General features: G+C 69.0%; 26 protein-coding genes, 5 tRNA genes and 1 pseudogene. 21 read left to right on the forward strand and 11 right to left on the reverse strand.

All coding sequences use genetic code 11. From position 1 onward, the window contains the following. Positions 1-3: 3 nt before the first annotated feature. The gene (locus DFR72_RS09890) at positions 4-375 is read right to left on the reverse strand and encodes an MmcQ/YjbR family DNA-binding protein (RefSeq protein ID WP_090067463.1); all 372 of its coding nucleotides are present in this window, start codon (positions 373-375) and stop codon (positions 4-6) included. Positions 376-502: 127 nt separating this feature from the next. After that, positions 503-579, reverse strand: a pseudogene (locus DFR72_RS45420). A 106-nt stretch (positions 580-685) separates the two neighbouring features. On the opposite strand from DFR72_RS45420, the gene DFR72_RS09895 reads away from it, so the two are divergent. From DFR72_RS09895 to DFR72_RS09940, 10 genes are all read left to right on the forward strand, one after another. Continuing rightward, on the forward strand, positions 686-1,801 hold the full coding sequence (locus DFR72_RS09895; RefSeq protein ID WP_090067184.1) for a J domain-containing protein: 1,116 nt from the start codon (positions 686-688) through the stop codon (positions 1,799-1,801). A 162-nt stretch (positions 1,802-1,963) separates the two neighbouring features. After that, positions 1,964-2,608, forward strand: a complete 645-nt coding sequence (locus DFR72_RS09900; protein WP_143086786.1) for an RICIN domain-containing protein — start codon at positions 1,964-1,966, stop codon at positions 2,606-2,608. A 133-nt stretch (positions 2,609-2,741) separates the two neighbouring features. Further along, on the forward strand, positions 2,742-3,308 hold the full coding sequence (locus DFR72_RS09905; protein ID WP_090067182.1) for an HhH-GPD-type base excision DNA repair protein: 567 nt from the start codon (positions 2,742-2,744) through the stop codon (positions 3,306-3,308). 91 nt (positions 3,309-3,399) lie between these two features. After that, positions 3,400-4,326: an SdiA-regulated/phytase-like domain-containing protein gene (locus DFR72_RS09910; RefSeq protein WP_090067181.1), complete on the forward strand. Its 927-nt coding sequence runs from the start codon at positions 3,400-3,402 to the stop codon at positions 4,324-4,326. Between the two features lie 38 nt (positions 4,327-4,364). Further along, positions 4,365-5,738, forward strand: coding sequence for a serine/threonine-protein kinase (locus DFR72_RS09915; protein ID WP_090067180.1), 1,374 nt, complete (start codon positions 4,365-4,367; stop codon positions 5,736-5,738). 112 nt (positions 5,739-5,850) lie between these two features. Then, a complete protein-coding gene (locus tag DFR72_RS09920) occupies positions 5,851-6,561 on the forward strand; it encodes an ABC transporter permease (RefSeq protein ID WP_245982717.1) in 711 nt (236 codons plus the stop codon). Beyond that, positions 6,554-7,351: an ABC transporter permease gene (locus tag DFR72_RS09925; RefSeq protein ID WP_090067179.1), complete on the forward strand. Its 798-nt coding sequence runs from the start codon at positions 6,554-6,556 to the stop codon at positions 7,349-7,351. Before DFR72_RS09920 ends, DFR72_RS09925 begins: the two co-directional genes overlap by 8 nt. Next, positions 7,348-8,319 (forward strand): ABC transporter ATP-binding protein, encoded by a 972-nt coding sequence (locus DFR72_RS09930; protein WP_090067178.1) that lies wholly within the window; start codon positions 7,348-7,350, stop codon positions 8,317-8,319. The genes DFR72_RS09925 and DFR72_RS09930 overlap by 4 nt, the downstream gene beginning before the upstream one ends. A gap of 45 nt (positions 8,320-8,364) precedes the next feature. Further along, positions 8,365-8,712, forward strand: coding sequence for a hypothetical protein (locus DFR72_RS09935; protein ID WP_090067177.1), 348 nt, complete (start codon positions 8,365-8,367; stop codon positions 8,710-8,712). Positions 8,713-8,809: 97 nt separating this feature from the next. Continuing rightward, the gene (locus tag DFR72_RS09940; RefSeq protein ID WP_090067176.1) at positions 8,810-9,001 is read left to right on the forward strand and encodes a DUF1918 domain-containing protein; all 192 of its coding nucleotides are present in this window, start codon (positions 8,810-8,812) and stop codon (positions 8,999-9,001) included. Here the strand turns inward: DFR72_RS09940 and DFR72_RS09945 are convergent. Next, the gene (locus tag DFR72_RS09945; RefSeq protein ID WP_090067461.1) at positions 8,998-9,813 is read right to left on the reverse strand and encodes an inositol monophosphatase family protein; all 816 of its coding nucleotides are present in this window, start codon (positions 9,811-9,813) and stop codon (positions 8,998-9,000) included. The two genes, DFR72_RS09940 and DFR72_RS09945, sit on opposite strands and share 4 nt — an antisense overlap. Before the next feature lie 24 nt (positions 9,814-9,837). After that, positions 9,838-10,818 (reverse strand): malate dehydrogenase, encoded by a 981-nt coding sequence (locus DFR72_RS09950; RefSeq protein ID WP_090067175.1) that lies wholly within the window; start codon positions 10,816-10,818, stop codon positions 9,838-9,840. A gap of 95 nt (positions 10,819-10,913) precedes the next feature. Here DFR72_RS09950 and DFR72_RS09955 point away from each other — a divergent pair, with 95 nt between their 5' ends. Further along, entirely contained in the window at positions 10,914-11,513 is a 600-nt protein-coding gene (locus tag DFR72_RS09955) for a pentapeptide repeat-containing protein (protein ID WP_425459876.1), read from the forward strand. Here DFR72_RS09955 and DFR72_RS47440 read toward each other — a convergent pair. Further along, positions 11,499-14,282 (reverse strand): TNT domain-containing protein, encoded by a 2,784-nt coding sequence (locus tag DFR72_RS47440; protein ID WP_090067174.1) that lies wholly within the window; start codon positions 14,280-14,282, stop codon positions 11,499-11,501. The two genes, DFR72_RS09955 and DFR72_RS47440, sit on opposite strands and share 15 nt — an antisense overlap. A 138-nt stretch (positions 14,283-14,420) precedes the next feature. On the opposite strand from DFR72_RS47440, the gene DFR72_RS09965 reads away from it, so the two are divergent. The 3 genes from DFR72_RS09965 to DFR72_RS09975 are packed head-to-tail and all read left to right on the forward strand — an operon-like array spanning position 14,421 to position 16,493. After that, the gene (locus tag DFR72_RS09965; RefSeq protein ID WP_245982719.1) at positions 14,421-15,341 is read left to right on the forward strand and encodes a DMT family transporter; all 921 of its coding nucleotides are present in this window, start codon (positions 14,421-14,423) and stop codon (positions 15,339-15,341) included. Next, positions 15,338-16,186 carry a bifunctional methylenetetrahydrofolate dehydrogenase/methenyltetrahydrofolate cyclohydrolase gene (locus DFR72_RS09970; RefSeq protein ID WP_090067172.1) on the forward strand — a complete coding sequence of 283 codons (849 nt, stop codon included), beginning with the start codon at positions 15,338-15,340 and terminating at the stop codon, positions 16,184-16,186. Before DFR72_RS09965 ends, DFR72_RS09970 begins: the two co-directional genes overlap by 4 nt. Further along, a complete protein-coding gene (locus DFR72_RS09975) occupies positions 16,173-16,493 on the forward strand; it encodes a DUF3017 domain-containing protein (protein ID WP_425459877.1) in 321 nt (106 codons plus the stop codon). The genes DFR72_RS09970 and DFR72_RS09975 overlap by 14 nt, the downstream gene beginning before the upstream one ends. On the opposite strand, the gene DFR72_RS09980 is transcribed toward DFR72_RS09975, so the two are convergent. Next, entirely contained in the window at positions 16,483-17,052 is a 570-nt protein-coding gene (locus DFR72_RS09980) for a TetR/AcrR family transcriptional regulator (protein ID WP_090067171.1), read from the reverse strand. The genes DFR72_RS09975 and DFR72_RS09980 overlap by 11 nt on opposite strands. A gap of 64 nt (positions 17,053-17,116) precedes the next feature. Between DFR72_RS09980 and DFR72_RS09985 the strand changes: the two genes are divergently transcribed. The 6 genes from DFR72_RS09985 to DFR72_RS10010 all read left to right on the forward strand — a co-directional run bounded on the left by DFR72_RS09985 (position 17,117) and on the right by DFR72_RS10010 (position 18,487). Beyond that, complete coding sequence (locus tag DFR72_RS09985) at positions 17,117-17,689, forward strand: dihydrofolate reductase family protein (protein WP_342768635.1); 573 nt, start codon at positions 17,117-17,119, stop codon at positions 17,687-17,689. Between the two features lie 266 nt (positions 17,690-17,955). Further along, positions 17,956-18,027, forward strand: a tRNA-Arg gene (locus DFR72_RS09990). Positions 18,028-18,130: 103 nt separating this feature from the next. Next, positions 18,131-18,202 (forward strand) — tRNA-Phe (locus tag DFR72_RS09995). A gap of 11 nt (positions 18,203-18,213) precedes the next feature. Continuing rightward, positions 18,214-18,300: transfer RNA gene (locus tag DFR72_RS10000), tRNA-Ser, on the forward strand. A 10-nt stretch (positions 18,301-18,310) separates the two neighbouring features. After that, positions 18,311-18,399 (forward strand) — tRNA-Ser (locus DFR72_RS10005). A 16-nt stretch (positions 18,400-18,415) separates the two neighbouring features. Next, a tRNA-Asn gene (locus DFR72_RS10010) sits at positions 18,416-18,487 on the forward strand. A 1-nt stretch (position 18,488) separates the two neighbouring features. On the opposite strand, the gene DFR72_RS47445 is transcribed toward DFR72_RS10010, so the two are convergent. Both DFR72_RS47445 and DFR72_RS10020 read right to left on the reverse strand, forming a co-directional pair. Beyond that, positions 18,489-18,695, reverse strand: coding sequence for a DUF397 domain-containing protein (locus DFR72_RS47445; RefSeq protein ID WP_256239418.1), 207 nt, complete (start codon positions 18,693-18,695; stop codon positions 18,489-18,491). After that, entirely contained in the window at positions 18,692-19,549 is an 858-nt protein-coding gene (locus DFR72_RS10020) for a Scr1 family TA system antitoxin-like transcriptional regulator (RefSeq protein ID WP_245982722.1), read from the reverse strand. The genes DFR72_RS47445 and DFR72_RS10020 overlap by 4 nt, the downstream gene beginning before the upstream one ends. A 179-nt stretch (positions 19,550-19,728) precedes the next feature. Here DFR72_RS10020 and DFR72_RS10025 point away from each other — a divergent pair, with 179 nt between their 5' ends. After that, complete coding sequence (locus DFR72_RS10025) at positions 19,729-20,388, forward strand: nucleotidyl cyclase domain-containing protein (RefSeq protein ID WP_143086785.1); 660 nt, start codon at positions 19,729-19,731, stop codon at positions 20,386-20,388. 2 nt (positions 20,389-20,390) lie between these two features. On the opposite strand, the gene DFR72_RS10030 is transcribed toward DFR72_RS10025, so the two are convergent. Genes DFR72_RS10030 through DFR72_RS10040 form a run of 3 tightly spaced genes read right to left on the reverse strand, consistent with a single transcriptional unit; the run spans position 20,391 to position 26,032 of the window. Next, positions 20,391-23,678, reverse strand: coding sequence for an error-prone DNA polymerase (locus DFR72_RS10030; protein WP_090067169.1), 3,288 nt, complete (start codon positions 23,676-23,678; stop codon positions 20,391-20,393). A 60-nt stretch (positions 23,679-23,738) separates the two neighbouring features. Beyond that, a complete protein-coding gene (locus tag DFR72_RS10035; RefSeq protein ID WP_177224584.1) occupies positions 23,739-25,241 on the reverse strand; it encodes a DNA polymerase Y family protein in 1,503 nt (500 codons plus the stop codon). After that, a complete protein-coding gene (locus tag DFR72_RS10040) occupies positions 25,238-26,032 on the reverse strand; it encodes a hypothetical protein (RefSeq protein ID WP_177224583.1) in 795 nt (264 codons plus the stop codon). The genes DFR72_RS10035 and DFR72_RS10040 overlap by 4 nt, the downstream gene beginning before the upstream one ends. Between the last annotated feature and the right edge of the window lie 92 nt (positions 26,033-26,124).

Raw genomic sequence — 26,124 nt, forward strand, 5'->3', positions numbered from 1 at the left:
AGCTCAGTCGGGTCGGCAACTCGAGGCGCCGAGTTGCGCGACCAGCGCCTTCGGGGCAATCACCCGATAGGCGTCCTCGACGAGATCGCCGATCACGTCCCAGTCGAGCGGGACGTCCAGGTACACGCCGAGCCAGCCGCGATGGCCGACGTAGGGCGGGCGGAAGTACTTCTCGGGGTCCTGCGCGACGAGCGTTTCCTGGACACCAGGGCCCGCCGCGCACCAGAACGCCGTGCGGTCGTCGTGGTGGTGGTCGGCCGACGTCACGAAGGTCTTCTTGCCGCGGACGAACCAGGTGGGTTCGCCGTGGCTCAGGCGTTCCGTCACCTCCGGCAGCGCGAGGCAGAGCCGGCGCAGCTGTTCGAGCGCATCCACCAGGACATCCTCCGCCACCACACCCCGTCGCACCAGGTGCGCGACAGAACGTCCACATAGGACACATGGTCTGCTGAGGTGCGAACAGCGCGGTTCGCCTTCTCCGCGAACGGAGATCCCCTGAGAGCGGGACCGGCCGGATTCGAACCGGCGTTCTCCCTCCTCCGTTCAGGAGGGCGCGTCGACCACTGCGCTACAGGCCCCATCGCCACCGCGTCTCCCACCCTAGCCGGGGAAGTCCGGGCCGTATGCCCTGCGAAAGTGTTGGACCCAATAAGGTTCACGGACCAACCCCGAACTGGACGGTGTCGTGCCAGGGATCGACTACTACGAGTTGCTCGGTGTCGACCGGGGCGCCAGCGCCTCGGAGATCAAGTCGGCCTACCGCTCTCTCGCCAAGGTCATGCACCCCGACGCGGGTGGGACGTCTGGCGGCTTCCGCCTGCTCCAGGAGGCCTACGAGACGCTGAAGGACCCGGTCCGGCGCGCCGACTACGACCGCCCGGCCCCACGGACACCTTCCGTGGTGCGGCCGCAGACAAGGCCACGACCTCGTAGAACAGGCCACACGGGCAGGCTGCGCGACTTCGGCGAAGACCCGAACTACCGGGCGCCGCGCCCCCGTGTCGACCTCGGTTCGACGGAGTGGTGGCACCGCATCGACCTCGGCGCGCGCGTCCGCTACGTCCCCGCCACCGGCCTCGGCCACGCCCCCGCGGCGGCCGCGATCGGCGGCTGGTTCGTCCTGCTCATCCCGTTGACGATGACGTTGTCGCCGCTGCTGCTCGCCGTCTGGCTGCCCCTCGTGGCGGGCGCCGGTTACGGGGCGTTCCGGTTGGTGCGCCGCTACATGACGGTCGCGCGGGCCGAACGGGCGTTCGCCGGTGAGTACGACGGGAACACCATTTTCGGCCGTCCGGGTGAAAACAGACGCGAACGGCTGACCGCCGGACTGCTCACCGAGTACATGACCCAGCTACCGGGCGTGCGCATCTTCCACGGCCTCGCCTGGCCGGGATCGGTCTTCACCGACATCGACCACGCCCTGCTCTGCGGCCGACGCCTGGTCCTCATCGAGTCGAAGTCGTGGCTCCCCGGCCACTACTACTGCGACGAGGACGGCGAACTCTGGCGCAACGGCCACCCGTTCCGCGGCGGCGGCACCCAGCTGATCGAGGGCGTCGAACGCTTCGCCGAGCTCCTGCCGTGGCTGGAGGTGCGCGGCGCCCTGCTCGTCTACCCGAGCCGCGCCGGTGAGGTCACGTGCGACGACGACCTCGACTTCGAGGTGCCGCCGATGACCCCCGAGCAGTTCGTCAACGAGATCGGCGACTGGCTCGCCGACGACCCGGCCACCGTCGACCGCGAGGCATTGCGCATCCTCGTGCGCCAGGTCGTCTCGGAAGTCCGCGTCGCCGGCGCGTAACTCGTTCCGCCCCACACGAACAACCGGTCCGATTAAGACAAAAAGAGCCTTGACTGACGACTGGCAGCCTGAAAGATTGGCATTGTTCCTGGGGGGAGCAAGTTAGCGTCGGGGGACGCCCTCCCATGGACTTTTCAGTCACGCACACATGGGGGATTCGAAGTGAAGAACGTCATTCGCAGAGTTTCTGTTGCCATTGCAGCCGGCGCCGCCCTGATGTCGATGGTCACCGCGCCGGCCTCGGCCGCACCGAAGTTCGAGCCGTACGACCTGCCGGGCGTGGGCAAGCAGACCCAGGCCAAGGCCGCCGCCGCGGGCGAGGCCATCTGGACCGCGATCATCCCGAAGACCACCGACGTCAACCACGGCTCCACTGTGGACCGCTGCGCGGACATCGCCTGGAACTCCGTGGACAACGGCGCACGCGCCATCCTGTTCGACTGCTACGGCACGAACAACCAGAAGTGGGCCCCTGTCTGGGTCGCGGGCACCGGCACGCCGTACGGCACCGCGATGTTCATCAACGCCAACTCCGGCAAGTGCCTCGACCTGTCCGGCAGCGCGCCCAGCAACGGCTCGCACGTGATCCAGTGGAACTGCCACAACGGCCCGAACCAGCAGTGGGAGGTCGTGCTGCCCGCCGGCGCAGACCCGGCCACCTACGACGGCCCGGTCCTGTTCAAGAACCGCGCCACCGGCAAGTGCCTCGACACGGACAACGGCGGCATCGCGAATGGCACGGGATTCCTGCAGTGGGACTGCCACGGCAACCCGAACCAGCTGTTCTCGCTCTACCGCTGGATCTGATGATCTGAAGTACACGTGAAATGGCCGCCCGCACATTTCTGCGGGCGGCCACCGCTATTTCCGCACAACTCCGCCGCCTGTCACCGGGGACCGCCACCGGCGATCTTCGGCCGGTCATGACATCCTTTCCGCCATGACCCGCACGGTGTGCCTCGCACAGAACCCCGACGCGGACGCACTCCTCGCGTCGGACATGTTCGCCCTGCTCACAGGAATGCTGCTGGACCAGCAAATCCCGATGGAGAAGGCGTTCTCCGGCCCCAAGGTCCTCGCCGACCGCATGGGCGGCCTGGACGTGCGCCGCATCGCCGAGGCCGACCCCGAGGCCTTCGCCACCGTCATGGCCACGCCGCCCGCCGTGCACCGCTTCCCCGGTTCGATGGCCAAGCGGGTGCAGGCGCTGTCGCAGTTCGTCGTCGAGACCTACGACGGCGACGTCACGCGGATCTGGGCCGACGGGGACGGGGCCGAGGTGGTGAAGCGCCTCAAGGCGTTGCCCGGGTTCGGGGAGCAGAAGGCCAAGATCTTCCTTGCACTTCTGGGCAAACAGTTCGGCGTCACGCCCGAGGGGTGGCGTGCGGCGGCCGGTCACTACGGGGACGAAGGAAGCCGACGTAGCGTCGCCGACGTGCGTGATCAGGCGTCGTTGCTGGAGGTGCGCGACTTCAAGAAGGCCGCGAAGGCCGCCGCCAGGAAGTAGCACTGCCGTTCATCGTCTGGTGCACTGGAGGTCCGCCGCCAGCTTGCACGAGGTGCGATCTTGCCGCCTCGTGAGAGAAGGGGCGTTTGCGTTGCGCATCAAGGTGATCGGCGTGTTCACGGTCCTCGTGCTCGGGTTGACGGGCCTTCCGGCGGGAGCGGCGACGTCGTGGCCGGGTGACTCCGCCACGAAGTACGCGGACGGGACGAACGTCTTCGGCAAGAACCTGAGCGGGGTGTCGTTCGAGAGTTCCGGTGTCGTGTGGGCGGTCAAGAACGGGCCCTCGACGCTGTACCGGCTCGTGCCGAGCGGGAGCACGTGGAAGGTCGACCAGAAGCGGTCGCTCAAGTTCGCGGACGGGCAGGGTGATCCCGATGCCGAAGGGGTCGTGAGCACGCCGGACGGGCTCTTCGTCGCTGTCGAGCGCGACAACGACGACGGTGACGTGAGCGCGCCGAAGATCTTGAAGTACGGCACCGGCAGCAACGCGGTGGCCGAGTGGGAGCTCGGCGGCATGCCCGAGGTCGACCCCAACGACGGGCCCGAGGCCATCTCGTGGGTGCCGGACTCGTTCCTCGTGCAGAACGGCTTCAAGGACGACGCCGGCAAGACCTACAACCCCGCCGACCACCCCGGCCACGGCAGCGGGTTGTTCTTCGTCGGTCTGGAGGCCACCGGCGAGGTGTACGTGTACGCCCTGCAGGGGTCCGGCGCCCAGTTGCTGAGCAGGTTCGCGAGCGGGCAGAGCCAGGTGATGGACCTGGAGTTCGACGGCGGCAAGCTGTGGAGCCTCTGCGACAACCACTGCAGCGGCCGGACGACGACGCTCGCCATCAGCAGCGGCAAGTTCAAGGTCACGGCGACGTACAACCGGCCGTCGACGCTGCCGAACGTGAACCTCGAAGGGTTCGCGATCTCGCCTAGCTGCACCAACGGCAAGAAGGCCGTTCTCTGGTCGGACGACGACAACACGAGCAGTCACGCGCTCAGGAGTGGTGCGCTGACCTGCACGGGCTAGCCTCCGGATTGTCGGGGTGCGGAACTAAGCTGCCGCGCGTGACCGCACCCCACATTCCCGGCCTGACCGACCTGAGACCGTTGGGCGCGGGCGGGTTCGCCACCGTCTACACCGCCCACCAGGCACAACTCGGTCGTGACGTCGCCGTGAAGATCGACAACCGGGTCCTGGTCGACGAACGGGACCGGAGGCGGTTCCTCCGCGAGGCGCAGGCGGCGGCCAAGCTGTCGGGTCATCCGCACGTCGTCGGGGTGCACGACGCGAACATCACCGGCCGCGGCACGCCGTACATCGTCATGGAGCTGTGCACGGGCGGGTCGCTCGCCGACCGGCTCGACCAGCAGGGTCCGTTGCACCCCGAGCAGGTGCGCGACCTCGGCATCAAGCTCGCCGACGCGCTCGCCGCGGCGCATCAGGAAGGCGTGCTGCACCGGGACATCAAGCCCGCCAACATCCTCGTCGACCGCTACGGCACGCCGAAGCTCGCCGACTTCGGGCTCGCCGCGCTGCTCGACGCACAGGGCGGCAGCACGGTCACCAGGGATGCCCTGAGCCCCAGCTACGCGCCGCCCGAGGCGTTCGCGATGGCCGAGCCGACGCCGCAGGCCGACGTCTACTCGCTCGCGGCGACGCTCTACACGTTGCTGGCCGGGAAGCCGCCGCGTCCGGTGCCGTGGCCGATCACCAGCTTCGACCAGCTCGGCGAGATCCTGCGCCGGCCCGTGCCCGCGGTGCCGGGGGTGCCGCCCGCGTTGCACGAGGCGCTGGCGAGGGCTCTGCACCCGGACGCGAACCTGCGCACGCCGAGCGCCACGCAGCTGCGGGACGAGCTGATCGACCCGATGCGGATGCCGACCGTGCCGGTCCCTCCCCCGCCCAGGCGCAGGACGTGGCCGCTGGTCGCGGGCGCGGCAGCGGTCGTCGTCGCGATCGTGGTGGGCCTGGTCGTGTTGAACCCCTTCGGCAAGGAGCAGAAGACCGCCCAGGGTGCCGGACCGTCGACGACCCAGCAGGGCGGTGCCGAGGACATCCCGCCGTACCTCAAGAAGTGCGACGCCGGGTTCTGCATCGAGAAGTCGACCTGCTTCCGCGGCGTCACCAACATCGGCGGCATGCCCGCGGTCGCCCGGAAGGTCGGCAGTTGCGCGGACCTGCACTACTGGGAGGCGTTCTCCGGCGGCTGGCTCTCCGGGGATGTCCCGGCGGTCGACTCCGACGAACTGATGGCCTCGCCCGAGCTGAAGGACGTCTGCACGCCCGCGGTGATGAAGGCGAACTCGCGGCCGACCGTCGACACCTCGGGCTGGGAGATGACGGCCGTGGGCTTCAAGGACGGCAGCCGCAACTACTTCCTCTGCCTGGGCTCGCAGCCGGGAGCCGGCGAGGTCGTCACCAGCGCGTTCGGCAGTTGAACAAATCCACTTGCGACGGTCACTAACGTTGACCGACGTGCGTGTTCACGCCGATTTGATCATTGCTGGATTCCGAAGGTACTCGACCTACCGACAAGCGATGCTGGCCGGGATGACCGCGAACGTGGTCTTCGGCCTGCTGCGGGCCGCCGTGCTCGTCGCCGCTCTCAAGGCGGCGAACGGCGAGATCGCGGAGTACGGCATCGCTGCCACCAACACGTACGTCTGGATCGGGCAGGGGCTGCTCGGGTTCATCCTGTTGTGGGGGACCAACGAGCTCGCCGAGCGCGTGCGATCCGGTGACGTCGTCGTCGACCTGTACCGGCCGTGGCACCTGCAGAGCGCTCTGCTCGCGCAGGACCTCGGCCGTGGCGGTTACGCGTTCCTGACCAGGCTTGCGCCGCCCGTGGTGTTCGGCATGCTGCTGTTCCCCTTCCAGTTCCCGGCCGGCCTGGTGCAGTGGCCGCTGTTCCTGGTCAGCGCGGTCATCGCGCTGGTCATCAGTTTCGCGTGCCGGTTCCTGATCGACGTCAGCGCGTTCTGGCTGCTCGACAACCGGGGGCTGTACGGGTTCTGGAACGTCACGTCCGGTCTGTTGTGCGGGCTCACCGTGCCGGTCGCGTTCTTCCCCGAGTGGGCTCGGGACGTGCTGTGGATGACTCCGTTCCCCGCGTTGATGCAGGCGCCGATCGACGTGTTCCTCGGGCACGGCGATCCGGTGCGAACCTTGCTCTACCAGGTGTTCTGGGCCGTGGCGTTGCTCGTGGCCGGTCACCTGCTCCTGCAACGCGCGGTGCGCAGGGTGGTGGTGCAGGGTGGCTGACACCATCTACCCCCGGCTCATCGGCGCGCGGTTGCGAAGCCAGATGTCCTACCGCGCGTCGTTCGCGCTCGACCTGGTCACGCAGGTGCTGGCGCAGTGGATCGAACTGGTCGTCATCCTCGTGCTGTTCGGTCACATCAGTGCGCTCGGCGGGTTCACCCGGGACGAGGTGCTGCTGATGTACGCGTTCGCGGGCATCGCGTTCGGCATCGCCGACCTCTTCGCCGGACAGCTCGACAACCTGCCGACGTACATCCGCACCGGCACCTTCGACGTGCTGCTGATGCGGCCGCTCGGCACTCTGCCGCAGATCATGGTGTCGGACGTGCGCCTGCGCAGGGTCGGGCGCATCGTCGGCGCGATCGCCGTGATGGTCTACGCGCTGACGCACGTCGGCGTCGCATGGACGCCCGCGAAGGTCGCGCTGACCGTCGTCACGCCGCTGGCCGGCGCGGTCATCTTCGGCGCGATCTGGGTCGTGACGTGCTCGGTGTGCTTCTGGATCGTGGAGGGCCGTGAGTTCGCCAACGCGTTCACCTACGGCAGCAACGCCTTCACGTCGTACCCGGTCAACGTCTACACCGCCCCGCTGCGCTGGGTGATGGCGTTCATCGTGCCGGGGGCGTTCGTCGCGTACTACCCGAGCCTCGCGCTGCTCGGGAAGCAGGACCCGCTCGGCCTGCCAGGCTGGGTCGGCTGGACATCACCGCTCGTCGCGGCCCTGGCGGCGGCCGTCGCCGGGTTCGTGTGGCGGTTCGCGGTCAGGCACTACCGGGGAACGGGATCATGATCGAGGTCAGGGAGCTCCGCAGGGAGTTCAAGGTAGCCACGTCCAAAGGCCTGCGCCGCAACTACAAGACCGTCACGGCGGTCGACGGCGTCACGTTCGACGTCGCTGCGGGCGAGGCCGTCGGCTACGTCGGGCCGAACGGTGCCGGCAAGTCCACGACGATCAAGATGCTGACCGGCATCCTGGTGCCGACCAGCGGCCACATCACGGTGGGCGGCGTCGATCCGTCGAAGCAGCGGCGCGATCTCGCGAAGCGCATCGGTGTCGTGTTCGGCCAGCGTAGCCAGCTGTGGTGGGACCTGCCGCTGCAGGACAGCTTCGACCTGCTGAGGTCCATCTACCGCGTGTCGGCGGAGGACTACCGCAAGCGGCTCGACGAGTGCGTCGAACTCCTCGGCCTGCAGGAGTTCCTGATCACGCCCGTGCGGCAACTCTCGTTGGGGCAGCGGATGCGCGGCGAGATCACCGCCGCGCTGCTGCACGCCCCGGAACTGCTGGTGCTGGACGAGCCGACGATCGGCCTGGACCTGGAGTCCAAGGAACGCCTCAGGGAGTTCCTCGCGGACATCAACACCCGCCGCGGCACGACGCTCCTGCTCACCACGCACGACCTGGACGACATCGAACGCCTCTGCCCGCGGCTGATGGTGATCGACCACGGCCGGGTGCTCGCCGACGGCCCGCTGGAGGAGCTGCGCGCCGAGGTCACCCCCGACCGCGAGCTCGTCATCGACCTCAGGGAACCGGGCCCGGCACCGGACGTCCCTGGAGTGACGGCGGTGCGCAGCGAGGCCAACGGGCTGCGGCACCACCTCACGTTCCGGAGAGCGGAGACGACGGCGGCACAGTTGATCACCCAGGTGGTGCGGCAGGTGGAGGTCCACGACCTCGCCGTCGTGGAGCCGGAAATCGACGACGTCATCCGGAAGCTGTACCAACGGCAACTCGATCAAGACGTACGTCGGTAGAGTCATCAGTAATCGAACCGGACACTTCGGGCACAAGGAGAGCGAATGCGCCTAGTTGGACCGCTTGCCGCGGCTGTCATCGCGCTGGGCAGCTTGACGGCATGCGACGCGATCCAGGGCGTCAGCAACACCGCGGACAAGGTGAAGCTGTGCGCCGACGCGATCTCGCTCGTGGGCTTCTCGCCGGACATGAGCGACCCGCAGAAGGCGCTGGAGGAAACCCAGGCCAAGGCGAAGGAGCTCGAGACCCTCGCGAGCTCCGCGCCGGACGAGCAGGTGAAGAAGGCTCTCGAAGAGGCCGCCAACGGCATGCAGAACGTCAACTCCGCGGCGGACTGGGTGCAGCAGAAGGCCGATCTCGCCGCGAAGGTCTCCTCGGCCTGCGGCGGATGAGCACTTGAGCCCTGTTGCGCACCTCCGGTGGCGGCTTAGGCTTTGACGCGTTCATCGTGCCAAGCCTCACGCCGCACACCGGAGGTGTTGCAGCACCATGCAAGCAACAGTGGGTGACAGGCTCCACGTCCACAGCCGTTCCATCGGCCTGGAGGAGCGTCTCGGCGAGATCCTCGAAGTGCGCGGGAGCGACGGCCATCCGCCGTACCTCGTCCGCTTCAACGACGGCCACGAGGGCCTGGTGTTCCCCGGCCCCGACTGCGTCGTCGAGCCCCGGGGCACCGTCTAACCGCCGAGAACCGTCGCGATCAACTCCTCGGCGAGCTGAGGAGTCGCTGCCGCCACGCCTGACCACCGGTGGGTGAGGTCGGGTTCGAAGTGGAACGGCCGCCCGTGCAGGTCGACCAGCACGCCTCCCGCGGCGGGCACGGTGACCAGCGCCGTCGCGAGGTCCATGATCCGGTGCGTGTCGCTTCCCGGATCGATGAAGGCGTCGACTGTGCCTTCCGCGACCAGCATGGTCTCCAGGCAGGTCGTGCACAGCACACGGATGCGGTCGGCGCTGTTCGCGATGCGCAGCCACGCGTCCTGAGTGCCCGTCTTGGGGCGCATCAGGCACACCGACGCGCCCTTCAACGTCGTGCGCCCGGTGGTGCGGAACGCCGTCGGCACTCCTGCGCGCGCGTGCCACGCACGGCCCGTGTCGAACCACGTCGTCAGAGCTTCTTTTGCCGTGCCGTCTTCGACGAGCGCACCGGCGAAGCAGGAGAGGGGAACGCCGAACGCGGCGTTGGCGGACCCGTCGACCGGGTCGATGACGAGCGTGGTCGAGGAGCCGTTGTCGACGAATCCGGCTTCCTCGGAGAGCAGGTTCACGCGATTGCGGTGGATCGACTCCAGGATCGCGTCCTCGACGATGCGGTCGACGCGCATCGTCGGTGTTCCGTCGGCGCCGTCCGCCACTTCTTCGCGGAGCTCGAGGCGCGTGTGCAGAGATCGGGCACGCCCGTACGCCGCCGACGCCGCACGGGCGGCGTCAGCGAGCGCAGGGTGCACGTCATCGGAGAGCTGTGGCTGGGGAACGTCCCATGGGATCAGCACGTTCCCCACCCTGCCACGAAAAACTCAGATCAGGCCGAGGCCCTTGACCGCGTCGCGCTCCTCGACCAGCTCGGCGACCGAGGCGTCGATGCGGCCGCGCGAGAACTCGTCGATCTCCAGACCCTGGATGATCTCGTAGGAACCACCCGAGGTGCGGACCGGGAACGACGAGATGATGCCCTCGGGCACGCCGTACGAGCCGTCCGACGGGATGGCCATCGAGGTCCACTCGGTGCCGTTGACCCAGTCGTAGACGTGGTCGATGGCGGCGTTGGCGGCCGAGGCAGCCGACGAAGCGCCACGGGCCTCGATGATCGCCGCGCCGCGCTTGGCGACGGTCGGGATGAAGTCGTTCTCCAGCCACGCCTGGTCGTTCACGGCCTCGGCGGCGGTCTTGTCGCCCACCTTGGCGTGGAACAGGTCCGGGTACTGGGTGGCCGAGTGGTTGCCCCAGATCGTCATGTTCTGGATGTCGGTGACCGCGACGCCCAGCTTCTTGGCGAGCTGCGACAGGGCGCGGTTGTGGTCCAGGCGCGTCATCGCGGTGAAGCGCTCGCGCGGGACGTCCGGCGCGTGCTGCTGGGCGATGAGGGCGTTGGTGTTGGCCGGGTTGCCGACCACGAGGACCTTCACGTCGTCAGCGGCACCGGCGTTGATCGCCTCGCCCTGCGGCTTGAAGATGCCACCGTTGGCCTCGAGGAGGTCGCCGCGCTCCATGCCCTTGGTGCGGGGGCGGGCGCCGACGAGCAGGGCCACGTTCACGCCGTCGAACGCGGTCTTCGCGTCGTCGGTGATCGTGATTCCCTTGAGCAGCGGGAAGGCGCAGTCGTCCAGCTCCATCGCGGTGCCCTCGGCGGCCTTCAGTGCCGGGGTGATCTCCAGCAGCCGCAGGTTGACCGGGGTGTCCGGGCCGAGCAGGTGGCCGGAAGCGATGCGGAAGAGCAGTGCGTAGCCGATCTGGCCGGCTGCACCGGTGACAGTGACGTTCACGGGCGTGCGGGTCATGAGCCTTCCCGAATGACGATCGTCCTCGTTGACGTCGGGCAGGTCGCCCGGCGTCCCGCACGTTACCAACACGTGGCCGATGGCAGAGTGTGAGAGTGGACAACCTGGTCGAAGAGGTTGGCGAGGACTACGCCGACGCGAACCTGCACGGACAACACTGGGAGAAGCGGTCTTTCACCGACTGCGACTTCACCGAGGCCGACCTCCGCGAGCTCGTCACGGCGGGGTGCACCTTCACCCGGTGCGACTTCACCCGGACGGACCTCGGCGAGTCGAAGCACACCGCGACGGCGTTCCGGCAGTGCACCTTCGACCGCACGGTCCTGACCCGGTCGAGCTTCTCCTCGTGCAGCCTCATGGGTTCGAACTTCGTCGACTGCGTGCTGCGGCCGATCACCTTCACCGAGGTCGACTTCACGCTCGCGTCGTTCGTGAGGGCGCCGCTGCACGACCTGAAGCTGGGCGGTCAGCGGTTCCGCGAGACGAACCTCAGCGAGGCCGACCTGCGCAACACCGACCTGGGCCAGGCGGACCTGATGGGCGCGCGGCTGCTCGACGCCAAGCTGGACGGCGCCGACCTGCGCGGGGCGAAGCTGGACGCGAACGGGCTCCGGCAAGCCAAGCTCGCCGGAGCCCTGATCGACGTCGAGCAGGCGATCGCTTTCGCGGCCGCCTACGGACTAGTTGTCGGTTGATCCAGTGATCTCCACCAGAACGCCTTCCGCGACCATCTCCTCGACGGACTTCGGCAGCAGGTAGGCGGTGCCGCCGCCCGGCTGCTCGAACCACGGCACGGCCACGCCGGTCAGCACCTCGAGCGGGCGGCGCAACCGGTACACGCGGTACGGGCGGTTGATCCACGACGGCACGAGGCTGCGTTCCGGGAACGGGGTGCCCGCCACGTAGACGAGGTTGCCGCTCTGGTCGCCGTAGCGGTCGACCTCGGTGCCCGCCGGCAGCTCGAACATCTGCTTGTGGCGGAACAACGTCAGCGGCGGCTCGCCCGCGAGCGGCGAGATCGGGAACTTCCGCTTCGACGGTTCCTCCTGCGCCACGGCGGCGGCGATCGGCGAGGGTGCCGGTGCCTGCTGTGGTGCGGGTGGCGGCGGGACCGGCTGCACCTTCGCCGGGGCGGCGGCCGGTGCCGGCATCGGCGCGGGCGGGACCTGCTGCACCTGCGTCGGAGCCAGCTGCGGTTGCGGTTGCTGCGGGGGCAGCGGCGGGCGCGGTGGCGCGACGGGACGGCGCGGCTCCTCGCGGAAGCCGTTGGTCATCGGCCGCTGTGGTGGCTGCGGTGACTGGGGTGCCCGCGGGGGGATCGTGCGGAAGTTGCCCAGCACCAGCCTGCCCACCAGGTACGCCGACGCGTCCTCGACCTTCTCGAACCGCACCGGGTTCTTGGGGCCGTGGTCGAACCAGCTGACCTCCCAGCTGTCACCGTCGAGGCGCAGCGACCACGTGCGGTCGGCGGGCTCGCCACCGATCCGGAACACGCCGTGCGGCACGTTGAGGTCGTCCAGCGCACGGCGGGTGCCCGCCAGTTCGCGGTCCTCCTCCGGCGTGACATGGCGCGGCGGCCTGACCGGTTCCGGTTCGGGCTCCGGTTCGGGTTCGGGCTCCGGTTCCGGTTCGGGGTCCTTGAACAGCGCCGCGTCGAACTGGGTGGTCTCCTCCGAACGCGTCGGCTTGGGCACGGGGGCCAGGGGCAGGACCTCGGGCTCCGCGACCGGTTCCGGTTCGAAGTGCGAGTCGAGCCGCACGTCGAACCGGTCGTCGAGCTCCTGCTCGACCGCCGCTTCGAACGACGTCGTCGACTCGATCTCGTCCTCGGCGAGGTCCGGCTCGTCCTCGGCCACGGGGACGACCGGGTGCTCCTCGGTGACCTCGGACGCGCTCTCCAGCGGCTCGTCGAGGACCGGGCTCCACGCCATCGTGTCCTGCATGACGTCGCGCGGACGTTCCTCGGTCTCGGCGTCCAGGTGGTCCGTGAGCTCCGCGTCGCGCTGGTGCGTGAGGAGCACGGGCTCGTCCGGCCCTGCGGTGGGGATCTCGGGTTCCTCGACGACGTCCACGTCTTCGTGTTCGTCCAAGGCGGCCGTTTCGTTCGGTTCCTCGGCGACGAACTCGTCGACCGGCTCCGGAACGACATCCCGGACGGGCTCGCGCACGGGCTGCCGGACGATCTCCGGTGCCGGCTGCCGGACGGGCTCCGGTGCCGGCTGCCGCACGGGCTCCGGCTCTTCCGCGAGCTCGCTCGGGTGCGGGGCGAAGAGGTCCATGCCCGCGCCGTACGTGTCGCGCAGAGTCCTCTCGTCGACCGTGGCCGACACACCGTCCGAGTCGAAGACGACCCGGTAGGGAGGACCGTCACCGGCCAGCGGCGGCGCTGCCACCGCGAGCGTCTCGCCCAGGTCGTCGGGCTCCGGCGCGACCTGCGGCTGCTCGGTCGTCACCTCGGCCGCGACCGGCTCGGGGTACATCGGCTCGAAGTCGTACTCCTCCGGCTCGTCCTCGGCCTCGACCTTCGGAGCGTCGAACCTCGGAGCATCGGACTTCGGGGCCTCGAACTTCGGGGCCGCGACGAACTGCGTCGCGGCCACCTCGGGTGCGGGCTCCGGTTCGGGTTCGACCGGCGTCGGCACGACCGTGCCGGGAGGCGCGGCGGGAGCGCCCAGGTTCGCCGCGGCGCCGAGCCTCGACTCCTCGCTGACCTCGGGCAGGCCGAACCCGGCGGCACGCGCCCGATCGACCAGCTCCGGCTCGGGCGGGACGCCGTACTTGCGCAGGTAGTAGGAGACCCCGGCGGGCCAGATCCACACACCGTCCGTCTGGAACCCGGACGGCACGACCGGCGGCGCGTCCGGGTGCAGCACGTCGTTGTCGAAGCCGCGACCGGCCACGGCGACCGGCGCGTTCGACAGGTACGCGAGCAGCGGCGCGACCTCGGGCTCCGGCACCGGCGGGCGGTTGACCGACGGACGACCGTTCGGTCCGGCGCCGTCGAACACCCGTGCCGTGCGGAACACCGGCGTCGGCGGGTTCATCCTGCGGCGCAGCCAGTCCGGGATGTTCTCCTCGACACGCGGGAAGAACCGCATCTCGTCGGCGTACGCCTGCTGGGGCGGCGGGGTCTGCCAGCTCGGCTCCGCGCGGTCGAAGTCGAGGTTGTAGCTGGAGGGGTGGTCGAGCTGGTACCTGGCGTTGGTCCAGCTGCCCCGGCCCTCGCGGTGCATGCCGGCCCGCAGCCGCGCGAACAGCGAGGCCACCTCCTGGGGCACCTGCCACGCCCGCTTGGACCCGTCCTGCAGCTTGAGTTCGGCCTCCAGTTCGAAGTACCGGCCCGTGGCGCGGTACTGCGCGGTCACACTGCGCCAGTCCTCTGGTGCGGCCCGCATCAGAGTCAGGCCGATCTGCTTAACCAGAGCGTCCTGCTCGGTAGGGTTCAACGGCTTCGGCTCGGACACGCCAACATCTTCCCCCGCAACTCGCCGGATCGCACACGTCCCCCGCCACTGCGCCGAACGGTGGAGGCCCGACCATAACGCGGTGGACGTGCAAGGTTAAAGCTGATCAAGAACACCTTTGACCTATCTGGAGGCCTTGTGACGCGGTCCGCGCAGGTGACCGGCGGTCTGCTGGCGGCGGCGGGCGGAGTGGCGATCGCGGTCCAGGCGCGCGTCAACGGATCGCTCGCCCAATCGCTGGGGAACGGCCTGCTGGCGGCGTTGATCTCCTTCGCCGGAGGGTGGTTCGTGCTGCTCGCGGTCGTCCTGACGCGACAGTCCGGGCGGGACGGCCTGCTGCGACTGCGGGAGGCGCTGCGCCGGCGCCGCATCCGCTGGTGGGAGTGCATCGGCGGCATCAGCGGCGCGGTGCTCGTGGGCTCCCAGGGGCTGGCGGTCGCGACCATCGGTGTGGCGGTGTTCACGGTCGCGGTCGTGATCGGGCAGGTCGTGAGCAGCATGGTCATGGACAACCTCGGGGTCGGTCCCGGTGAGTCGAAGCCGATTACAAGAACACGTGTCGTCGGAGCGGCCGTCGGTGTTATCGCGGTCACCGTCGCCGTGTCGCACCAGTTCACGTCGCCCGGCGCGTTGTGGCTCGCGGTGCTGCCGCTGGTCGCGGGCCTGCTGATGGGCTGGCAGCAGGCGGTGAACGGGCTGGTGCGCGAGGCCGCGGCCAACTCGATGGCGACGATCCTGGTGAACTTCACCGTCGGCACGGTGGCGTTGTCGCTGGTCAACGCCGTGACGTGGAGCGGGGTGCTCGGCGCGTTCCCCTCTGCCTGGTGGCTGTACCTCGGTGGGTTGCTGGGCATCGTCGGCGTGGGTGGCGCGATCACGTCGGTGCGGTTCATCGGCGTGCTGATGGTCGGGCTGTGCGGCGTGTGCGGCCAGCTCATCGGGGCCGTGCTGCTCGACGCGGTGAGCGGGCACCTGGCGTTGCCGACGGTGATCGGCGTGGCGCTGACGCTGGTGTCGGTGGGCGTCGCGGCCCTGCCCAATGGGAAGATGAGGACGTGACTGCGACGCTGCTCAACGGCAACGAAACCCGGAACGCGCTGTTCGAGGACCTGAAGGCGCGGGTCGCCGCGCTGCCCGGCTCCGTGGGCCTGGCCACCGTGCTGGTCGGCGACGACCCCGGCTCGCACTCGTACGTCAAGGGCAAGCACAGGGCGTGCGAGAAGGTCGGCATCAAGTCGATCCGGCGCGACCTGCCCGAGTCGATCACTCAGCAGGAGCTGGAAGCCGTCATCGACGAGCTGAACGCGAACCCCGAGGTCACCGCGTACATCGTCCAGCTGCCGCTGCCCAAGCACCTCAACGCGAACGCGATCCTGGAGCGCATCGACCCGGCCAAGGACGGCGACGGCCTGCACCCGGTCAACCTCGGCAAGCTGGTGCTCGGCGAGGAGGCCGCGCTGCCCGCCACGCCGCGCGGCATCGTGGAGCTGCTGCGCCGCTACGAGGTGCCGATCGCGGGAGCGAACGTCACCGTGATCGGCCGCGGCGTCACCGTGGGCCGCCCGATCGGCCTGCTGCTGACCCGCCGTTCCGAGAACGCCACCGTGACGCTGTGCCACACCGGCACCAAGGACCTGGCGGCGGAGGTGCGCCGGGCGGACATCGTGATCGCCGGCGCCGGCAGCCCGGGCCTGATCACCGCGGACATGGTCAAGCCGGGCGCGGCCGTGGTCGACGTCGGCATCACCCGCACCGAGGCCGGCCTCGTCGGCGACGTGGCCCCCGAGGTCCGCGAGGTCGCCGGCTGGCTCGCCCCGATCCCCGGTGGCGCGGGCCCGATGACCGTCGCGATGCTGCTGACCAACACCGTCGAAGCAGCCGAGCGCGCCAATGCAGCGGTCTGACGCGCAGGCGCTCATGGGCGAGACGCGCTGGCGGTCCGGTCCCGGCAAGCACCTGCCGTTCGCACTGGTGCTCGGGGTCGGCGCGCTCGGGCTGGTGCGGATCTTCCAGTACCACTGGCGGCAGGGCGCCGTGCTGCTCGGCGTGTCGTTGCTCGTCGCGGCCGTGCTGCGAATCCTCGTGACCGACGAGCAGGCGGGTCTGATCAAGATCCGCGGCCGGGGCATGGACGCGTTCCTCTACTCGACGCTGGGCATCGTCGTGATCGCCGTGGCGCTGACGATCACCGGCGGCCCGCTCAGCCGATAGCGCGGTCCACCATGACCTCGACCAGCTCGTCGAGGTCCATGGTGGCCACCACGTCCGGCAGCGTCAGCCGTTCGTAGATCAGCCCCGTCATCGCGAAGTACAGCGAGACGACGGTCATCCGGTCGCCCGGCAGCTTCGACTCCTCGTTGAACGCGACGTTGTCCTCGATGTTGCCGGCGATCGTCCTCGTGAGCGCCTCCCGGATCTCCGGCCTCCTCGTGGCCTCCAGCCGCAGCTCCATCATCGCCAGGTAGCAGGCCTTGTCGGCGTCCGCGCGCTTGATGATGTCGTGCATGAACTTCACGGTCAGCGACCTGTCGCGCGGCAACGCGAGCGACTGCGCGACCGACTCGTCGGACGGCATGAGCCTCTCGTGCACCCGTGTCATCACCGCCGACATCAGCTCGTCGCGGTTCGCGAAGTAGTTCGACGCGGTACCCGCCGGCACCTCGGCCTTCGCGTCGATCGCGCGGTAGGTCAGCCCCCGCGCGCCCTCCTGCGCCAGGACGTCGATCGCCGCGTCCAGCAGTGCCGTGCGCCTTGCCTCGTTCCGGACCACGCCGCCTCCTTGACAACCACTACAGCCATAGTACTACAGTTGTCGTGGTTGAACTACTGAGGGGATGATCGTTTTGCGAAAGCTCGTTTACTACGTCGCCGTCACACTCGACGGGTTCATCGCGGCCGAGGACGGGACCTTCGACGGGTTCATCTACGAGGGCGACCACATGGCCGGCATCAACGCGCACTACCCGGAGACGCTGCCGACCCAGCTCCGCGAGCCGTTCGGGCTGGCCGACGCACCGCACCAGCACTTCGACACCGTGCTGATGGGCCGCCACACCTACCAGGTCCCCGGCGGACTGGCCTCGCCCTACGCACACCTGCGCCAGTTCGTCGTGTCCACCCAGGTGACCGACGTCCCGCCCGACGTAGAGGTGATCAGCTCCGACGTCGTCGGCCGCGTGCGGTCGCTGAAGGCGGAGGACGGCCTCGACATCTGGCTGTGCGGCGGCGGCAAGCTGGCCGCCGAACTGCTGCCCGAGATCGACCGGCTGCTGCTCAAGATCCACCCCGTGGTCTTCGGGCGCGGTATCCCGTTGTTCGACGGGAAAGCCGACATCAGGAAGTTCCAGCGCACCGATGCGCGACTGTTCGAGAGCGGAGTTTCGTTCATGACTTACGACCGCACTTAAAAAATGATTGACGGCGAGCAGCATCCGCCGCAATACTTGTGCCACACACCGAGACCAAGGGGAACGTCATGGCGAGCTCGCAGAGTCAGGAGCGGCGATTCAGCAGTGCCGTCGCCTGCGTGCGACCGTCATCGCTCCCCAGCTCCTCGCGACCGTTTTCGCAGGTGAGCTCCTTGTAGTGGCATGAGCACCAAGGCCACTCAGGGAGCCGCCCATCGGGAAACCGATCAGGGCGGCTCTCTTTGTTTGCTGCGCATTTAATTCTTGCCCTTGTAGCTCAATGGAGAGAGTGCGGCGCTACGAACGCCGAGATTCAGGTTCGACTCCTGGCAGGGGTACTTCCGGGTGCGAGGGAGACGGCAACCCACCTCATTTGGGATGAGGACACACCGCGTTCGACTCGCGGGCATCCGACGGAAAGGCGTCCTGCGGGACGCGCAAGGCTCTTTAGCTCAACCGGCAGAGCACCGGGGTGAAGACCCGGTGGTCAGGGTTCGACTCCCTGGGGAGCCACGCAGGACGAAGGAGGGCTGGCTGAGTGGTAAGGCACCGGATTGCTGATCCGTGGTCCAGCATTGCGTCTGGCGCGCGTTCGAACCGCGCGCCCTCCGCGTCCTGAAAGGAGGATTGGCCGAGCCCGGTAAGGCAGCTGTCTCGAAAACAGTGGTCAGCGCGCGAGCGCTGCGCAGGTTCGAATCCTGCATCCTCCGCTCCACCCAGTTCGTGTCCTCTGAAGTGCTGGCGGCGGCACGCCCGACTGTTACGCGGGAGGACCAGGTTCGAATCCTGGCAGGGGAACTCAGCAGATCTGCTTCAAGAACGAGCTCCACGCATCCGAAGAGATCCCCAGGACGGGCCGGTCGGCTCGCTGGTCCTTGCTGTCACGCACCAGGACGCCACGAGCGTCGAGGTTCACCTCGACACAGCTGCCCGAATCGTTGCTGTAGCTGCTCGTGAACCATCCACGGCGGCAACGGGGCGATGCCGAGACTTCCTGGCCGATCAATCCAACTCCTCGATGCGCTGATGAATGAGTTCCAAAGACTTCTGCGCGCTCAACGCACGGTCCTGCGTGTCCAAAAAGGTGAGCTTGATGTCCCTCACCTGACTGCTGTCGTCGATGATCGCTCGCGTCGTAACGGACTCCTGGTACATCACCGTCGGCAACCTGGCCACCGGAAAGTCGAGGAGCTGGACGGTCGACGACCCGAACAGCCCGCACGCCTTGGCGGTGAAGGGAATGACCCGGACTTCGAGTCCGTCCCGGTTGTCTTCGATGCTGCGCGCCAGGTGCTCCAGTTGCCGACGAAGCACAGCGGGACCGCCGATCTCCTGCCGGAGAGCCGCCTCGCTGAGGACCGCGACCAGTCGTAGCGGCGATTCTCCTACAAGCCGTTCCTGACGCCTCTGCCGGACTTCGATCCGCTGGTCGACCTCAACCGTTCGGGTGGTGACGGCGGGGGTCATGATGGCCCGGGCGTAGTCCGCCGTCTGCAGCAGGCCGGGAATGAGCAGACTCTCGTACCAGCGGATCGTGTCGGCGCCGGCTTCCAGACCGATCAACCGCTGCAGGTCGTTGTCGAGCAGGTTCCCGTACCGCGTCCACCAGCCGCGTTCCTTGGCTGCCTCACGCAGGTCGAGCAGTTCCTGCCGGTCCCGCGGGTCGAAGTCGAGCAGGTCCAGCAGCTTGACCAGGTTCTCTTCGGAGAGGATCTTGCGCTCGTTCTCGACGGCAGACCAGTAGTTGCGCGTGAAGCCGAGTGCCTGGGTGATGGTTCTGACGTCCACACCCTCCCGTTCGCGCTGCTCCTTCAGCCTGAGCGCGAGCTCCCATCCTGCGACGACTGGCGACGTCGGCATCGGCACGACCTCCCCGTTCGGCAACCGTCCCAACTGGACCGCACAGGTATATCACGCCGTTAAGCTAACCGGGGGTTTGTGCGGTTACCGTAACCGAATATGTAGCGCTACCTGTAACCGGCGTCCTATCGTGAGACGTGACTCGCCGGTCGAGTCGAACGCGCGAAGGGGGAACGATGATGAGCGGGCTCTTACCCGAGCCGCGCGGCGACGAACTGCTGATGGTGAACACGGCCCACTGCACGGTCATCGCCGTGGACATCGAAGGTTTCGGGCAGCGCGATCCGAGCGACATCAACCAGGTGCGGATGCGGCACGGCATGTACAAGGCCATGCACGCCTCCTTCGCCACCGCGGGCATCCCCTGGTCATCGTGCCGTGACGAGGACAGAGGCGATGGCATGCTCATCCTCGCCTCCGCGGACGTGCGCAAGAGACCTTTCGCGGACCACCTCCCGAACGCGCTGGCCGAGGAGCTGTCCGCGCACAACCGGCTTCACCGGCCGCGGGAGCGGATCAGGCTGCGGCTCGCGCTCCACGCGGGCGAGGTCAACTTCGACCGGCACGGCGTGACCGGGTTCTCCATCAACCACACCTACCGGCTCCTCGACTCCGAAGTCCTCAAAAGCGCGCTGGGGAGTTCGCCCGCGGTACTGGCGATCATCAGCTCCGCCTGGTTCTACGAAGACGTCATACGGCGCAACGAGCTGAGCCGCCCCAACACGTACCGCCGGGTGGACGTGACGAACAAGGAGACCCGGACCGAGGCCTGGATCCGCCTGGTCCGGCCACCTGTCGCGCGTCGCGCGCAGGCACCGCTCAGCGACCAGACCGCCTGAGGTCAGCGGAAGTCCCGTGACTTCGACGGGATCCGCAGGTCCAGGTGTTGCAGCCGGTCCGCCAGCAGGCTGATCACGCCGTCGGCCGACTCCACCACGCCCCGCACCAGCATCGCCCCGCTCCCCCGAGCCACCTTCCGGTACCGCGCCCACAACCCCGGCGAGCACACGACGTTCACCATTCCCGTCTCGTCCTCGATGTTGAGGAACGTGACGCCGCCCGCCGTCGCCGGCCGTTGCCGATGCGTCACCGCGCCGCCGATCAGCACTCGCGTGCCGGGGTCGACGGAGCTGAGCGCGTCCACCGGCAGTGCGCCCATCGAGTCCAAAGTGGACCGCACGAACTGGGTCGGGAAGCTGTCCGGGGACAGGCCCGTGGCCCAGACGTCCGCCACGGCCAGTTCGACGTCGTCCATGCCGGGCAACGAGGGTGCTTCGACGCCTACGACGGTGCCGGGCAGGCGGTCGGAGCGGATGGCGGCCACCGCGCCTGCCGCCCAGAGGGCCTCGCGGCGTTCCAGGCCGAAGCAGGAGAAGGCGCCTGCGGTGGCGAGGGCTTCTACCTGGGCGGCGGTGAGCTGCACTCTGGTGCCGAAGTCCTCCATGTCGCGGAACGGTTGTGCGGCAACGATTCGTGCTGCGTCCGCGTCGCCGATGCCGCGCACGGCGGACAGGCCGATGCGGACGGCGTTCGCCCCCTCGAACGGTTCCAGGCCTGCCCAGGGAAGCGAGCGGTTCACGCACGGGCCGTGCACGGTCACGCCGTGGCGGCGGGCGTCGATCACCAGCGACTGCGGTGAGTAGAAGCCCATCGGCTGGGCTCTGAGCAGAGCCGCGCAGAACGCCGCCGGGTAGTAGAGCTTGAACCACGCGCTCACGAAGACGAGGTGCGCGAACGACAGGGCGTGCGACTCGGGGAAGCCGAAGTTGGCGAACGCCAGCAGTTTCGCGTAGATGCGGCCGGCCAGCTCGGAGTCGATGCCCTGCTCGGCGCAGCCTTCGTAGAAGCGGTCGCGCAGGCGTTCCATGCGGGCGGTCGAACGCTTGGCGCCCATCGCGCGGCGCAGTTCGTCGGCTTCGGCGGCGGTGAAGCCGGCCACGTCGACCGCGATCTGCATGAGCTGTTCCTGGAACAACGGCACGCCGTAGGTCTTCTTGAGCGCGTTCTCCAGCAACGGGTGGTCGTAGTCCCACTTCTCGACCCCGTTGCGGCGCCTGATGTACGGGTGCACCGAACCGCCCTGGATCGGGCCCGGCCTGATCAACGCGACTTCGACGACCAGGTCGTAGAACTCGCGCGGTTTCAACCTGGGAAGGGTCGCCATCTGCGCGCGGCTCTCCACCTGGAAGACGCCGACCGAGTCGGCCTTCTGCAGCATCTCGTAGACGCGCTGGTCGTTGAGGTCGAGCCTGCCGATGTCGACCTCGACGCCCTCGTGGTCGCGGACGAGGTCTATCGCGTAGTGCAACGCGGAGAGCATGCCGAGGCCGAGCAGGTCGAACTTCACCAGGCCGATGGACGCGCAGTCGTCCTTGTCCCACTGCAGGACCGTGCGCTTGTCCATGCGCGCCTTCTCCACCGGGCACACCTCGCTGACGGCGCGGTCGCAGATCACCATGCCGCCGGAGTGGATGCCCAGGTGGCGCGGGAAGTTCTCCAGCTGCGCGGACAGTTCCAGCACGTCCCGCGGGATGTCGCAGTCGTCGGTGGTGGTGCCGAGCGGGCCCCACCTGTCTATCTGCTTGCTCCACGCGTCCTGCTGGCCCGGCGAGTGGCCGAGCGCGCGGGCCATGTCGCGCACCGCGGAACGGGCGCGGTAGGTGATGACGTTCGCGACCTGCGCCGCGTGCCTGCGGCCGTACTTGGAGTAGACGTGCTGGATGACCTCCTCGCGCCGGTCGGACTCGATGTCGACGTCGATGTCGGGCGGGCCGTCGCGGGCGGGGGCGAGGAACCGTTCGAAGAGCAGGTCGAAGCGGACCGCGTCGACGTTGGTGATGCCGAGCGCGAAGCACACCGCGGAGTTCGCCGCGCTGCCCCTGCCCTGGCAGAGGATGTCGTTGCGCTTGCAGAAGTCCACGATGTCGTGCACGACGAGGAAGTAGCCGGGGAAGCCGAGCTGTTCGATGACCTTCAACTCGTGCTCGATCTGCCGGAACGCTTTCTCGTCGCCGTCGGGGTACCGCCGCCGCGCGCCCTCGTAGGTGAGCCGGCGCAGCCAGGTGATCTCGGTGTGGCCGTGCGGCACGTCGAACGGCGGCAGCTTCGGCGCGACCAGCCGCAGGTCGAACGCCAGCTGCATGCCGAGCAACGCGGCGTTGTGCACGGCACCGGGGAAGCGGCGGAACCGGTGGAACATCTCCTCGCCGCTGCGCAGGAACGCGGCGGGTGACGGCGGCAGCCAGCCCGCCATGTCGTCAAGGCTGCTCCGTGCGCGCACGGCTGCCATCGCGGCGGCGAGCCTGCCACGGCTCGGGGTCGCGTAGTGCACCGCGTTCGTTGCCACGACAGGGAGTTGCAACTGCTGCGCCATCGCGTTGAGGATGTCGTTGCGCCTGCTGTCCTCGGGCAGGCCGTGGTCGGTGAGCTCGACGTAGACGCGTCCCTTGCCGAACAGGTCGGTGAGCCTGACGATCTCCTCGAACGCCGCCTCCGGGCCTTCTCTCACCAACGCTCGGCGCACGGTTCCCTTGCGGCAGCCCGTGAGCACCACGACGTCGCCCTTGGTGTCGGCGACGATCTGGTCGACGTCGTAGACCGGTTTGCCCTTCTCGGCGTTGTCGTCGAGGTGTCCGGTGGTGAGCGTGCGGCACAGCGCGTGATAGCCGGGCTGCTGGCGTGCCAGGAGAAGCAGGTGGTCGCCCTCGGGATCCGGTTCGCCGTTGGCGGGTCTGCTCAGTCCGATGCTCAGCTCGGCACCGAACACCGTGTGCATGCCGAGTTCCTTGGCCGCCTCGGCGAACCGCACGACGCCGTACATGCCGTCGTGGTCGGTGATCGCGATGGCGTCGAGCTTGAGCCGCTGCGCCTCCTCGACCAGTTCCTCGGGGTGGCTCGCGCCGTCGAGCCAGCTGAAGTTGGAGTGGCAGTGCAGCTCCGCGTACGGGACGCGCTTGCGGGTGACCGCCATCTCGTCCGCGTGCAGCGCGAAACCCGGTGGGGCGGTGTACCGGTCGCGGTGTCTTCCCCACCCCGGACCGTCACCGCCGTCGGGCTTCTGCTCGTAGGGCTTGCCGGAGAGAGCCCGTTCCAGCTCCCGCCAGCGGACCGGCGGGTTATTCCAGCCCATCGGCTTCCTTGCGCGGCAACGGGATCAGGGTCTCCAGCAGATCCCAGTACTCGTCTTGCATCAGTCGTACACCCCTTCCAGAAACCACTTCTTGTTCCTGCGGATCAGCAGGAACGCCTGGTCGTCCGTCTGCACCTGGATGCGCGCGGCCCGATGCGGATCCGGTGCCCACCACCGCTCGTCGACCGGCCACGGCCCGGCCCACGCGGTGATCTCGCGCGTTCTCCCCCTGACGGTCAGGGCCTTCGGTCTCGCGGTGAGTTCGAGCCTGCCGGTCACGCCGACCTCGGCGCCCTCGGAGTCCCTGAGCTCCGCGGGGTCGTCGGCGAGCGTCGCGGGCGCCCTGGTCAGCCGGCCGGGCCACGGGTGGTCCGGGTTCGCCGCCGGGGTTCGCTCGTCACCCCACGGCACGAGCCTGACCTGTTCCCTCGGTCCCCTGCCGCCGTCGATGACGCCGGTGAGCACGCCGTCCGGACCGAGCAGCCCCTGGACGTGCAGCAGCGCCCGCACCGCGCGTTCGTCGTCGTGGCCCCACAACCCGAGTTGGAGCGCGGTGCCGTTGACGACCTCGACCGGTTCGAGGGTGAGCGTGCGGATGCCGGAGGTGAGGCGTTCGCGGGTGAGCCAGCCGTCGAGCTGCCAGCGCACCCGGTCCGCGATCCCCCTCGGTGTCAACGGTTCCGCGGCCCGCCACACCCGGCCCAGCTCCTCGTCGTTCTCCGTGCGGGCGTGGATGCCGAGCCGCGTGCACGCGAGACCGCGGGCCGCGAGGTTCTCGTGCAGCCGTTCCGAGAGGATCTTCGCGGCGAACGCGGCGGCGTCGATCCGCTCGACCGGTTCGTCGAAGGTCTCGGTGACCGCCAGCTCCGGTGCGGGCCTGCGCTTGTCGAGCGGACGTTCGGGCAGCCCGCGCGCCAGCCGGTGCTGCCTCGTCGCCGGCCCGCCGAACCGGGACGCCACCGCGTTCTCCGGCACCTCCGCGAACGCGCCGAGCGTCTTCAGCCCGAGTCTCCTGAGCAGGTCGACGAGCTCTGGAGCGTCGAGTTCGTGCACTCCCAACGGCCGGAGGAACTCCGCGGTCCGCTCCGGCGGCACGATCACGTTGCGGTGCGCGGCCTTCGTGGCCGCGAACAGGCTGTCGGCCACGCCGACCTGGGCCTCCGTCCCGGTGCGGCTCGCGACGTGGTCGACGATCCGCTCGGCCGCCTGCTCCGCGGTCCCGAAGTAGCCGACCGGGCCCTGCGCCGGCACCGCGACCAGCCCCGGCTGCACGACCTCGATGCCGGGCGCGAGCTCCTCGACGGCCTCCGCCACCGGCTCGAAGAACCGGGCGTCGCGCTGCGGGTCGTGTTCGAAGGTGATCAGCTCGGGGCACATCGCCTCGGCCGCGCGCCTGCGCATGGCCCGCCGGATCCCCTCCTTGCGCGCCACGGCCGAGGTGGACACGATCTCGTTGCCGTCGACCACCGCCACCGGCACGTGCGGGGCGGTGCCGGTGGCGGCGCAGGCGGCGATGACGGGCCAGTCGGGGCACCAGACCGCGAGCAGACGCGTCTCCCTCATGCCGACGGGCCCTTCCGCGCCAGCCTGACCAGGCGCTCGACCGCCTCCGTCCGCCTGACGGCGGCACTGTCCGCCCGCTTGGCGGCCAGTTCGTCGGCCCGGTCCGGACCGGCATCAGCCGGCTCGTCGGAACGGGCCGGTCCACCGGCCACCAGCGGGAGCTCGATCTCTTCCGCACCGAACGTCAGCAGCGCGTGCTTGGCCTTCCCGGCCGAGCCGCGGCCGCCGCTGCGCACGGTGATCTGCTGGCGCCGCAACGTTTCCGCGCCGTCGTCCAGGGCGTTCCAGCTCACGGACTCCGCGGTCAGGGCCACGTCGGCCGAGGGCCAGGCGCCGAAGGCGATGAGCACGGCGCGGCGCTGGCGGGCGCGGGCCGTGAGGCGGCGGGCCAGCGAGGGAGGTAGCGGGCAGGCGACGGCCACCAGGTCCATGCCGTCGAGCAGGGCCGCGATGACCGGGCCCGGGTCGGAGCCCGGACGGGGGACCAACGCCAGGCGCTGCACCGCCACGCCCAGTTCGGCCGCGGCCAGCACCCCGATCTGGGGCAGGCCGACCACGGCGGCCCAGCAGCCGTCGGCGGTCGCACCCGCGAGAAGGGCGAGCAGCAACGATGTCGATCCGCCCACCGACACCGTGCTGCCCCGCCGCAAGCCGCCCCACGGGAGCAGGCCTGCCAGTTCCCCGCGAACCGGCAGGACCCGCCCCGTGCTGTGGTCGGTGGTGGTACTGGTCAGCTCGCTGGCCGGGTTCACCCCGAGCGCGGCCAACGACGCCGTTGCCGACCTGGACACTCCACCCACCTCCCATCACGGACCGTGCGCACCCCTGTGCACGGCCGCCGTGGGAAGTTCGGCGACTTGCTTATTCGAACGCTTGTTCGAAC

Origin of the sequence: Lentzea flaviverrucosa, assembly GCF_003350445.1 — a bacterium.
Classification (GTDB): domain Bacteria; phylum Actinomycetota; class Actinomycetes; order Mycobacteriales; family Pseudonocardiaceae; genus Lentzea; species Lentzea californiensis.

What these genes read in the sequence shown, in the direction of transcription:
- DFR72_RS09905 (WP_090067182.1), top strand. Translation starts at nt 2,742, where the DNA reads ATGACCCGCACGGTGTGCCTCGCACAGAACCCCGACGCGGACGCACTC.
- DFR72_RS09920 (WP_245982717.1), top strand. Translation starts at nt 5,851, where the DNA reads ATGACCGCGAACGTGGTCTTCGGCCTGCTGCGGGCCGCCGTGCTCGTC.
- DFR72_RS09930 (WP_090067178.1), top strand. Translation starts at nt 7,348, where the DNA reads ATGATCGAGGTCAGGGAGCTCCGCAGGGAGTTCAAGGTAGCCACGTCC.
- DFR72_RS09935 (WP_090067177.1), top strand. Translation starts at nt 8,365, where the DNA reads ATGCGCCTAGTTGGACCGCTTGCCGCGGCTGTCATCGCGCTGGGCAGC.
- DFR72_RS09940 (WP_090067176.1), top strand. Translation starts at nt 8,810, where the DNA reads ATGCAAGCAACAGTGGGTGACAGGCTCCACGTCCACAGCCGTTCCATC.
- DFR72_RS09950 (WP_090067175.1), bottom strand. Translation starts at nt 10,818, where the DNA reads ATGACCCGCACGCCCGTGAACGTCACTGTCACCGGTGCAGCCGGCCAG.
- DFR72_RS09975 (WP_425459877.1), top strand. Translation starts at nt 16,173, where the DNA reads ATGCAGCGGTCTGACGCGCAGGCGCTCATGGGCGAGACGCGCTGGCGG.
- DFR72_RS09985 (WP_342768635.1), top strand. Translation starts at nt 17,117, where the DNA reads ATGATCGTTTTGCGAAAGCTCGTTTACTACGTCGCCGTCACACTCGAC.
- DFR72_RS10020 (WP_245982722.1), bottom strand. Translation starts at nt 19,549, where the DNA reads ATGCCGACGTCGCCAGTCGTCGCAGGATGGGAGCTCGCGCTCAGGCTG.
- DFR72_RS10025 (WP_143086785.1), top strand. Translation starts at nt 19,729, where the DNA reads ATGAGCGGGCTCTTACCCGAGCCGCGCGGCGACGAACTGCTGATGGTG.
- DFR72_RS10030 (WP_090067169.1), bottom strand. Translation starts at nt 23,678, where the DNA reads ATGGGCTGGAATAACCCGCCGGTCCGCTGGCGGGAGCTGGAACGGGCT.
- DFR72_RS10035 (WP_177224584.1), bottom strand. Translation starts at nt 25,241, where the DNA reads ATGAGGGAGACGCGTCTGCTCGCGGTCTGGTGCCCCGACTGGCCCGTC.